We start from the raw sequence: 10,027 nt of genomic DNA, 5'->3' as shown, positions 1-10,027 counted from the left end.
TTTAGGAGCAAAATTATTCACATTATTTTTTCTGGTCAGTCCAGAGAAGACTACCAATAGCAGGTAATAACAACACTGCACCTAACATATTCACTAAAAACATGAAGGTTAACAGTATACCCATATCAACTTGGAATTTAAGATCTGAGAATATCCAGGTACTCACACCAATAGCTAATGTTATACCGGTAAATAGAACCGCACTTCCACGTTCAACAAGCGCATTTCGATAAGCAACACTCAATGGTACATTTTGCTTAAGCTGCCCCATCATCGACGACAGTATATAAATACCATAATCAACCCCAATACCCACACCTAAAGCAATAACTGGTAAAGTAGAAACGGTTAAGCCTATTTCTAATTGCACCATAAGTGCTTGTGCAAGCGTTGATACGATATAAAGCGGTAATACTACGGCAATCGTTGCTTTTACGCTTTTAAAGCTCATTAAGCATAAAATAATAACAGCACCATAAACGTAAAGCATCATTGGTATTTGCGCTTCTGAGACAGACTCATTAGTAGCTGCCATTACGCCAACAGGTCCTGACGCTAATTTAAATGCTAATTTATCAGTGCCCTCTTCTTGTGCAAATTGCTTAACACTCTTAATTACAGTATCGATAGTTTGTGCTTTATGATCATCTAAAAATATAATCACTGGCATAACTGAACAATCACCGTTAAGTAAACCTGTACTCGTTTCAACTCTAGATGTTGACTGTACTAAGCTTGCTGAATTTCGTGGCAAACTTTGCCACTTCAGATTGCCTTCGTTGTAGCCTGCGTTAACCGATTGAGCTACAGAGCTCAAACTTACAGCAGACTGTACACCGGCCACATTCTCTACTTTGTATTGGAAACGGCTTATACGCTCCATCACACTATGCTCAGTACATGCAGCAGGATATGCTTCTACAATTACCTTTAAGATATCAGACGAGATAGTATATTTATCAGATATTAAGAATGTGTCTTGATTATAACGCGCATCTTGATGCAGAGATGGCGCCCCTGCGTGTAAATCACCTATACGCATTTTATCTGCTTGCCAGTAACCTAAAGCAAATAAAACAAGTGTAAAACCAATAATCATTTTAGCAACTTTAGGATCTGTTGCTTTTACAAGAAGGTCTCGAATTTTATCAAGCATGTTAGGCTTAGTAGCATCACCAGATTGAATATGTACACTGTTCTCAAAGTTCATGTACGAAGCCCAAACTGGTAGTAAAATTAAATTAGTAAATATAATTACTGCCACACCTAAACTCGCTGTAATGGCAAGTTCGCGAATAATACCAATATCGATGGTAAGTAATGTTAAAAAACCGACAGTGTCTGAAAGGAGTGCTATACCACCTGGGACCAATAAAGCCCTAAAACTTGACTGACAGCAAATACGTGTTGTTTTACCTTCACCGACTTTTTTACCAATCGCATTTATCATCTGCACACCATGGCTTACACCAATAGCAAATACTAAAAACGGTACCAAAATAGACATAGGGTCTAGGCCAAAACCTAAACTTGAAAGCAGACCTAATTGCCAAACAACAGCAATGATAGAACACGCGATAGGCAAAATGGTCAGCTTTAAACTGCCACAAAATAGCCATACCATAATAAAGGTAAAGGCGATAGCAATAGCAAAAAATACGACCACCCCTTTAGCGCCTTCTGCTATATCACCGGCCATTTTTGCAAAGCCAATAATATGGATGCTTACTTTTTCTGTACTTAGAGGCTCTCTTAAATCACTTTCTAGCTTTTGCGCAAAAGCTAATGTGTCTAACTTTTGTTGTGTTTGTGGATCTGTTTCTAAAAGTTGAGCTGTTACCATTGCACACGAGTAATCGCTGGCAATCATACGTCCTACCACTTTTGCTTTTTCGATATTTTCTTTTACAACACCTAAGCCACGTTTGTCAGCTTTAAAGTTGGCAGGAATAATTGGACCGCCTGCAAAGCCATCCTCGACTACTTCAACAAAACGAGCACTGGGTGAAAATATAGAGTTAACTAATGGACGATTTACGCCTGGAATAAAATAAAGCTGATCATGGACCGCTTTTAACTGAGTAAAGAATTCTGGATTAAATATATCACCGCTGTCATCACACACTGAAATCAAAATACTGTTTGCACCACCAAACTGTTTTTCATGCTTAGTGTATACTTTCATATAGTCGTGATTTAACGGGATGTTTTTATTAAACGAGGCATCTAATTGAATTTGAGTTGCTTTGAATACAAGTAAACACGTTATAAGCGCAAAACTTATAAGCATAATTAAGCGATGTCTAAAAATCGCCTTTTCAATAAAATCGAGTAATTTATGCATTAAGGGGTTAACTCCTTCACTTTAATGCCATCTTCTGTAGCCATGATTAGTTTGTTATTTAAAATCACGCCATCTAAAATTGCTTTACCATCGGCTAACTGCTCATGGGTGAGTAACCCATCTTGAAGATGAAAAATAACGCCACTATTGGCGAGCATGAGCCATTGTTTATTATTGTAATTAATGATGTTGTTGATCGTCGCAGTTTTTACATTTTCGAAATGCTGCCACTGCTGTTCACCATTTTGCTTCGCAAAAACATTGCCACGAAGCCCTGCCACAATTTCTTGTGTGCTATCTGATGCAACCGCAAAAAATGAACCAGGGTAAATTTCCTCTATCCTTTGCCAAGTTTGACCATCATCAATGCTCCTGGCCATTAACCCCATTTCACCAACCAACATTAATCCGTTATCTGTTATTTCGATTCGATTAAAGTGCGGTAAAATTGAAGCTGTTTCGGCTTCATACCCTTCGGGGTCGTTTTCTTTTAAATCGTTTAAATAATCTCTGTCATCACTGAATAGTAACGAATCTAAAAAGCGCTTTTGCCAATGTTTACCACCATCGCTAGTTTGGTAAAACATACCATAAGCGCCCACTGCAAAACCTTTCAAGTCATCTTCAAATAGAATATCTAAACATGGTTTGTCTAATTCTGGTTGTGCTTGTTGTAATTGCCAATTAACACCACCGTCAGTAGTATTTATTATTGTTGCATCGTGGCCACATGCCCAGCCATTATTTTCATCGCTAAAGTCAACAGCTGTTAATAGCACTTGAGTCGGTACAAGTTCAGCTTGTTGCCATTTATTACCTGTTTCACTTTTAATAACAGTACCATGTTTGCCTACTGCAATTAGCCCGTTACCTGTGTTTGTTATATCGGTAAGTAGGGTTTTATCTGCATTAATTGCACTGATTGCGTTTTCAGGAACATCCTGGGCAACACCCGCACCGCTTATGATCAGGCTGGCATATACTAAATACTTCATAATTTTAATCGCCTTGAACGAGAGAATTGTTTGTCTTTATATACTGAGGAAAGCGTTGCGCGATTTGGTATAAGACAAACGCGATGTGAAAGGAAAAGGCACTTAACATAAGTTAAGTGCCTTACTTCTAACTATCTACCTGCGCGACGTAATGCGCTTGACGTAAATTCGTTATCATTAAACGATTGTGAAAAATCGTACATTTTTTCTTGGTTATCTAAACCAATTGCTAAATAACGACGTGAATTTAAATCATGATAAACTTCAAGCGTACTCCACTGAGTAGGTACTTCGTAATAGTTAAGGCCATAAGCCATTGCTACACGGTAAAGTTGGTCGCGGTTATCATAAATATCCGTAACCTGTACTTGCCAGCTATCTTCATCAATGTAAAACACACGTTTTTTATAGATATGGCGTGTATCGTCTTTTAAGTTAGCTTCAACAACCCAAACACGGTGTTTTTCGTAACGTGTATGTTCTGGATTGATATGACCAGGCATTAAAATATCATCGTACTCTAGCTTATCACTATGAAGTTTATAGCTGTTGTAAGGTATATATAACTCTTGCTTACCTTTTAGCGTCCAATTGTAACGATTTGGCGAGCCATTAAACATATCAAAGTCATCGGTAGTGCGCAGGCTATCGGCTGCTGTGCCTGGTGCATCATATGCAACATTAGGTGCACGACGAACGCGACGTTGTCCCGAGTTATAAGTCCATGCTTGGCGCGGCGTTAATATTTGGTCCATCGTTTCATGAACTAATAACGCAGTACCCGCTAAACGCGCAGGCTCTGTAACGCTCTGTTTAAACTTAAACAAAATATTTGAGTCTTGAAGCTCCGCAGGTGTTGCACTAGGGTCTGAGTATTTAACTAATAACTGCTCATCAAAACCAACATAGTTATAAGAACCAGATGCAGTCGGTGCGGCTTGACCACCAAAACGCTCAATAGATTGGCCACGGTAACGTAATAAGTGATTCCAAATTGCCTCTAAACCAGTTTTAGGAATAGGGAAAGGAATACCAATCGCTGTATTTTTAATACCATTACCGCCTTCAATTAATTCAGCAGTAGGTGCAAACTTTTTAGTCGCGTCATAAACAAACTGAGGGTACGAAGCTGAGCGGCGTGTTTCATACACTGGCATTTTAAATGTGTCCGGGTATGCTTCAAATAAAGCAATTTGACCCGGGCTTAGATTGGCTTTGTACTTTTCAATATTACTTTTATCGATAGTAAAAAGTACTTTATCAGCTGTAAATGGGTCAAGGTGATGCATACCAGCTTCATAACCTGCAGGAGCTGCTGTAATGCCGTTATTCCAAGCTGGAATAGAACCATCAGCATTAGCTGCTTTTTCTGCACCCATTGGCGTTAAGTTTTGACCTAATTGAGCAACTTCATCAGCGCTTAATTTAGCTAAAGCTGCGCTACTTGCAAACAAGCTACAAAATGCTGTAGCGATGAGGGTAGGTTTTTTAATCATAGTAATGTTACCCCTAAATAGAATATTTTAAGTTAAAAGAAACGTAATCGCGGTCTGAGAAAGTATTAATATCGCCGCCGCCCCAAAACGAGTTATAGCTCACATCAAGTGACCACGCATTTTGGTAGTTAAAGTTCATGGTTGCACCTAAAGATTTACGATCTTCGATAAATAAGAACATAGGATCTGGTGTATTACCATTTACGTCATGAGAAAATACAAAACGTGGCGAGAAGTTAATACCGTTATATAGGTTAAAGTAATCACCTTTAGCAATTAAGCGATACCCCCAAGAAGACGCAGTAGCAAATGATTTTTCTTCAGCGCCATTTGATAAACCAAGTTGCAATGTTGAGTAATCAGTTGTACCAGGGCCTGTAATTGTTCCACTGCGGCCAGTACCCGAAACATTTAAACGCATCTCATCGTATTCTGGCATATTATGAATTTTTACCGCACCCACTTCACCAACAACAGCCCAACTATCTGCACCTAAAGAAGGGCCAAATAAGTGAGTAGCAGTAAATTGAATTTGTGACGTATCACGTTCAATATAGCCTTGAGCAACTTCACCCGCAGCAACAGAACTAATATCATCGCCAAAACTCATTTGCGAAATACCTGCAAAATCTGGACGAAGACCTGCAAGCGCTAACTGCTCAGGCATAGCTGTGTACAGTAGCTCTACGTCATCAATTTGCAGAGGCTCATCTTGACGAAACGCAAATTCACCTGCAAAGGCTGTTTCACCAATAGTTGTGTTAAAACTTAAACCATATAGTTTAATATCTTCAGGGTAGTCATTTTCAGCTTTTGAAAAAGCGGTTAAATCAGCAACATTATCTGACGTAATTTCTGTTGTCATGATCATTGCTAAATCTTGTGCAATTGCTGCCTGCGAAAAGTTTGATACACGACCAGAGATAAGCGGGCGACGACTGTGATAATTCACATGGTATAATGCAATCTCAGTATCATTAAACTCAGGTAAAAATATACCTAAACGTAAACCGTATTGGCCACCATCTTCAGGCTCATTTTTACCATTATCCCCTTTGCCTTTAAGCGCAACCTTAGTTGGATAAGCAAGATACATCTGGGCTAATAAAGCACTCCCTTCAGCACTTGAAGGATCAATACCTTGAGCAGCGGCTGCTAATGCAAAATCGGATGTTAGGTTATTCAAACTATCTGTTAAAAAAGCAACATCAATATCAGGATTAGACGTAAAGCCTAATTGAACATTCTGCTGATAACCATTTTCTGCTGCAAAGTCATTAGTAGAAAAGTATGTACCTGCTGCTGGTAAACGCGTTTCCTGCCATTGGTATTGGTAGAAACCTTCAAGCGTAATGTTCTCAGTAATACCAAGCGATGCCCAAAGCATACCTATTGGTATAAATGCTTCTTTTAACTCAGCGCCTGGAGCTTTTAACCTATCTATATCAACTGGGTTTACGTTAATACCATGAGATATAAGCGTACTTTCACCCCAGTTAACTACTTGCTGGCCTAAACGGACAGATAAAGGGTTATTACCATCATTTAAATCAAAATCGGCCCATACAAACGCATCTAATAAACGTATGTCGGCACAGCTTTGTGCTTTAGTGTCTTTATCATCACATGGATCAACACCTTGCCCTGATGTAGGGTTTGAATAAGCGTGGTAGCCATCCATTAAAGCAAAGTCGTAAAAATACATGAAGCGAGTGAACAAACCATAGTTATCTTTATTTATTGAAAGGTCGTGTGTTCCCTTCAATAGTTTTGAGAATGAGTCACCACTATCAAAATTTAAATTACCAGCATCACCGTTATTTGAATAAGACCCAGGTTGAGCCCATACATCTTGAGATGAATAGATAGTGTTACTTAGCGCAGGATTGTATCCTGTCCAATCAAATGCTGGATTATTACTTTTACCAATTAGGTTAAAGTCTCTATCCTCTACGCGAACACTTTGCCCATATGAAAAAGTTGAATCGAAGGTAATATCAAAACCTCCAGCTTCAAATGTTACAGCTTGAGTACTTGCTGCAGATAAACCTAAACTAGCGGCTGCTAAACCTATAGCGATTCTATTTTTAACAAAAAGCGATCTTCTTATCATTTTGGTTCCCCCCTGTCGCGGGTCATTTTGTGTGATCAAGTTATTGTTTTTAGTGTAATCATAACGATAGAAGCGAATCAGTGAAATTACAAATACTCGCTCAAATCAGTCATATACTTTTTATTCTGGTTAACGCTTACGTATTGGTAAGACGTCGTACCAGATAATTTATACACGTTATTTAACAATAGGACAAATTGAAATTAACAAAAATACAATATTTTTATGGTTTTATAACATAAAAACAGGGAGCTAAGCCACTTGTTCAATACGAATGAATTTATTTTCGGGGGTTAATAACATTCTAAAACGCCCTCTTATACCTAGGCTGGTAATAAAAGGTCTTAAATGATTAGCAGAAAAACGTACTGTTTTCCCGCCATCTTCTACAACTTGTAATGAGCTAAAACGGCCATGGTAGTAATCCATGCACTCGCTATAGCTCAATCTTAGGCTAAAATAATACTCAATCATTTATGCGAGCGCTTTTTCAACCTTTTCATACAAGTCAGCACTTAGGCCATCGAGGTTGGCTAAACGCTGTAATTGCAATTTCATTGCGTGTGAACGTACATCATCGTAACGCTTCCACGACATAAATGGTGTAAGCATACGAGACGCATTTTGTGGATTAATTGCATTAAGTTTTATTAATAAATCACCTAATAACGCATAGCCTTGAGCATCTGATCGATGAAATTGCGCTGTATTAAAGTGGCTAAAACTTCCTACAAGTGCACGTACACGGTTAGGATTTGAAAAGTCAAAACACGGGTGTTCATAAAGTGCTTTAATATTTTCTATCGCATTACTGCCTGATTGCATAGCTTGCAGTGCAAACCACTTATCCATGACTAAAACATCATGACGCCACTGACTATCAAAATGACTCAAAAGCGCTTGTCGAACAGGGTGTGAAGCTTTTACCACTGCGCTTAGGGCGCCAAGTACATTAGTCATATTAGTCGAACTTGCAGCCTCCTTAATAAAGGTTACAGCCTCAGGTTTTTGTGTTCTAGCAAGGTAGTGCAAGCATATTTGTTTTAAAGCACGATTCGCAACGGAGGTTGCACTTACACTGCCATCATCTTCAAGAGATTCGTAACAACTAAGTAATTCATCAGCAAGTTCATCAGCAATTTGTTGCTCAAACTTTTCTGTTATTTCGATAATCTCATCAACAGGTATTACATCAAATTCAGCAGCTAACGTGTCAAAACTTGGCAATTTAAACAGCTCTGCAATTAAAGCTAAATCGCCCTCCTTGGTGTTTATAAGCACACGTAGCGCATTTATAATTTCGCTACTTAATACGCTATTCGTTGCATCGGTGATTTGAGATTTAATCGCCTTAATGAATAGCTGCTGTTGTGCATCCCAACGTGAAAAATCACTGCGCGCAAAACGCATAATATGCAATAGTTCTGGCTCTGTTGTTTGCTGATTTAAAATACAAGGAGCAGAAAAGTCTTCGAGTAAAACTGCAACAGGCTTTTCTAAAATATTGTCAAAGCTAAATGTTTGGGTCGTATTTGTTACATCAAGTACATGATCTAGCTTTTTACCTTTATATTGCAGAGCAATACTCTGCCCGTTGGCATCAAGTAGTTCAATAGCAAAAGGTATATGAAGCGGTTTATTCTCTGGCTGATTAGCCGGCGCTGTTTGCTCGATTATCAAAGTGTATGTATTTGAGCTGCTATCAAATTTTTGAATTGCATTTAAACGCGGTGTACCTGATTGGCTGTACCATTGTTTAAATTGCTCTAAATTAACGCCTGATGCATCGCTCATCGCACTAACAAAGTCATCACATGTAACTGCTTGCCCATCGTGGCGCTCAAAGTAAAGTGTCATACCTTTTTGGAAGTTCGTTTCACCCAACAATGTGTGCATCATACGGATAACTTCAGCACCTTTATCGTATACAGTAACTGTATAAAAGTTATTCATTTCAATAACTTTCTCTGGGCGAATTGGATGAGCCATAGGGCCTGCATCTTCACTAAACTGATGCGTACGCATTACTTTAACCGCATCAATTCGGTTAAGTGCACGAGAGCCTAAATCACTGCTAAATTCTTGATCCCTAAAAACCGTTAAACCTTCTTTTAACGATAACTGAAACCAATCTCTACAAGTAACTCGGTTACCAGTCCAGTTATGAAAATACTCATGCCCTACAATAGATTCAATCGTATGGTAGTCTTTATCTGTGGCTGTTTCTTGATTAGCTAATACGCATTTACTATTGAAAACGTTCAGCCCTTTATTTTCCATCGCGCCCATGTTGAAAAAATCGACGGCTACAATCATATAAATATCAAGGTCATACTCTAAATTAAAGCGCTCTTCATCCCACTGCATTGCTTTTTTAAGTGAAGCAATAGCATGGGGTGTTTTAGATAAATTACCTTTATCAACAAACAATGCTAACTCTACATCCCTGCCGCTTTTAGTTGTGTACGTGTCTTTTAAAACATCAAAATCGCCCGCTACAAGTGCAAATAAATAGCTCGGCTTTTTAAATGGGTCTTGCCATTTTACAAAATGACGACCATCTTGTGTTTCACCACTGTCTACTTGATTACCATTAGAAAGAAGTTGCAGATATTTTTTATCGGCAATGATAGTTACATCAAACGTGGCAAGTACATCAGGGCGATCCATGTAATAGGTGATTTTTCTAAAACCCTGCGCTTCACACTGTGTACAATACGCACCGCCAGATAAATACAAACCCTCTAGAGAAGTATTTGTCTCAGGTGATATCTCGGTCACAATACTTAATTGGCAACTATCCGGTAAATTATTAATTATTAGCTGCTCACCAATAATTTCATAATCAGTTATATCGACCGTATCAATAGATAAAGACAGTAAGCGTAATTCAATACCATCAAGTACTAAAGGTGCTTTTTTATCACCAACCCGCGTTAGTGTTAGCAAAGAGCTTACTTTGGTTGATAATGGCTGTAAGTCAAAGGTTAGCTCTGTGTGGTCAATTAAAAAATCAGGAGCTTTATAGTCTTTAAGATATTGTGCTTGAGGTTTACTTGATTCAGTCATAGATACTCCA

The 10,027-nt window shown here is 38.5% G+C and carries 6 protein-coding genes; all 6 read right to left on the bottom strand.

What is annotated here, in order from left to right; genetic code table 11:
- Positions 1 to 22 precede the first annotated feature (22 nt).
- Positions 23 to 2,344, bottom strand: coding sequence for an RND family transporter (locus I6E69_RS07285; RefSeq protein WP_076924579.1), 2,322 nt, complete (start codon positions 2,342 to 2,344; stop codon positions 23 to 25).
- The gene (locus I6E69_RS07280) at positions 2,344 to 3,339 is read right to left on the bottom strand and encodes a YCF48-related protein (protein ID WP_197120930.1); all 996 of its coding nucleotides are present in this window, start codon (positions 3,337 to 3,339) and stop codon (positions 2,344 to 2,346) included. The genes I6E69_RS07285 and I6E69_RS07280 overlap by 1 nt, the downstream gene beginning before the upstream one ends.
- Positions 3,340 to 3,470: 131 nt before the next feature.
- Positions 3,471 to 4,835 (bottom strand): DUF1329 domain-containing protein, encoded by a 1,365-nt coding sequence (locus tag I6E69_RS07275; protein WP_170070824.1) that lies wholly within the window; start codon positions 4,833 to 4,835, stop codon positions 3,471 to 3,473.
- Between the two features lie 13 nt (positions 4,836 to 4,848).
- Positions 4,849 to 6,948 (bottom strand): DUF1302 domain-containing protein, encoded by a 2,100-nt coding sequence (locus I6E69_RS07270; protein ID WP_076924576.1) that lies wholly within the window; start codon positions 6,946 to 6,948, stop codon positions 4,849 to 4,851.
- Between the two features lie 252 nt (positions 6,949 to 7,200).
- Positions 7,201 to 7,422: a DUF2835 domain-containing protein gene (locus I6E69_RS07265; protein WP_197120929.1), complete on the bottom strand. Its 222-nt coding sequence runs from the start codon at positions 7,420 to 7,422 to the stop codon at positions 7,201 to 7,203.
- Complete coding sequence (gene pepN, locus I6E69_RS07260) at positions 7,423 to 10,017, bottom strand: aminopeptidase N (protein ID WP_197120928.1); 2,595 nt, start codon at positions 10,015 to 10,017, stop codon at positions 7,423 to 7,425.
- Between the last annotated feature and the right edge of the window lie 10 nt (positions 10,018 to 10,027).

The sequence above is a fragment of the Pseudoalteromonas sp. NZS100 genome (assembly GCF_015864815.1).
Classification (GTDB): Bacteria; Pseudomonadota; Gammaproteobacteria; order Enterobacterales; family Alteromonadaceae; genus Pseudoalteromonas; species Pseudoalteromonas distincta.
This window is presented reverse-complemented; position numbering and strand designations above follow the sequence as displayed.

What these genes read in the sequence shown, in the direction of transcription:
- I6E69_RS07285 (WP_076924579.1), bottom strand. Translation starts at nt 2,344, where the DNA reads ATGCATAAATTACTCGATTTTATTGAAAAGGCGATTTTTAGACATCGC.
- I6E69_RS07280 (WP_197120930.1), bottom strand. Translation starts at nt 3,339, where the DNA reads ATGAAGTATTTAGTATATGCCAGCCTGATCATAAGCGGTGCGGGTGTT.
- I6E69_RS07275 (WP_170070824.1), bottom strand. Translation starts at nt 4,835, where the DNA reads ATGATTAAAAAACCTACCCTCATCGCTACAGCATTTTGTAGCTTGTTT.
- I6E69_RS07270 (WP_076924576.1), bottom strand. Translation starts at nt 6,948, where the DNA reads ATGATAAGAAGATCGCTTTTTGTTAAAAATAGAATCGCTATAGGTTTA.
- I6E69_RS07265 (WP_197120929.1), bottom strand. Translation starts at nt 7,422, where the DNA reads ATGATTGAGTATTATTTTAGCCTAAGATTGAGCTATAGCGAGTGCATG.
- pepN (WP_197120928.1), bottom strand. Translation starts at nt 10,017, where the DNA reads ATGACTGAATCAAGTAAACCTCAAGCACAATATCTTAAAGACTATAAA.